At 44.2% G+C, this 1,029-nt stretch carries 1 pseudogene; it reads right to left on the bottom strand.

Features of this window, described 5'->3' with window-relative positions:
- Nucleotides 1–948: pseudogene (locus F6K49_RS52745) on the bottom strand (hypothetical protein); the annotation flags it as partial.
- Nucleotides 949–1,029 lie beyond the last annotated feature (81 nt).

Raw genomic sequence — 1,029 nt, 5'->3', positions numbered from 1 at the left:
CCCATCCCGGTTTTCACTTATCCAACTCCGCAACAGATTCCAATGACGAATCAAGGCTTCATGAGCAACATCCACTACTGCTACTCTCTTTGAGACTTCTTTACCTACCATTTCAGAGGTAACAACTAGCTTTTCATCAGCCAACTTCTGAACTACCGTATCAATAAGTTCTTCGCTGTAGCGCTGATTAACTAAACTCGGCTTTAATACTCGTCTGCGGGTATCTTCTGTACCTTCTCCCAACTGAGTTAGTGCCAGAAAAATATGCCGTACTGCTGCTTGTTATTCTTCAGAAAATAGCTCATACACCTCAGTCGCCCGTTGACGCAAAGTACCCATCACACCACCCAATTTGACATAGGTGTTGAGCCGCAAACAGTTATCAGTGCTTTCTTGCCACAGTCGTGTCAGGGTATATTGCAGCAATGGAAGATATCCTGGCGCATCCGCTACATCTGCCAGTATTTCCTTTACCAGTTCTGGCTCAATCTCCAATTCTACCTGTTTGGCTGGTTCTACAATTGCTTGTCTTAACTCCTCTGGTGACATGGGCATCACAGCAATTCCATGTTCTTGAATCTGCTGTGCCAATCCGCTATAGTCCTGTTCAAGACATTTACCAAAAAAGTCTGCTCGCATCGTCAATACCAAGCAGAGTTTATCCCCGGTTTTAGGTAAAGCTCCTAATAAGCATTCAAAAAACTGTTGTCTTTCTGAGCTATCCTGACACAAAGTAAATGCTTCTTCAAACTGATCAACTACCAGTATCACCCGCTGGGTATCGGTCACAGCGATTAATTGTCTCAACCCTTCAGAACCCTTTAAGATCAAATCCTCGGCTTGAGCTAATTGAGTCCCCCGTTCGATATCAGATAACCCAGAATCTACAAAGGTTAGTGCTAAGGAATTGAGGGGATGTTCACCAGGCTGAAGGATTTTTATCTGCAACTTTCACTACCCGATAACCTCCGTCCCAGTTGTAACTGATACAACAATCCCGCCCTAACTACACTAGATTTCCCACTACCA

The organism is Moorena sp. SIO3I6 (assembly GCF_010672095.1).
The sequence above is the reverse complement of the archived record's forward strand: the minus strand, read 5'-3'. Positions and strand labels throughout refer to the sequence as shown.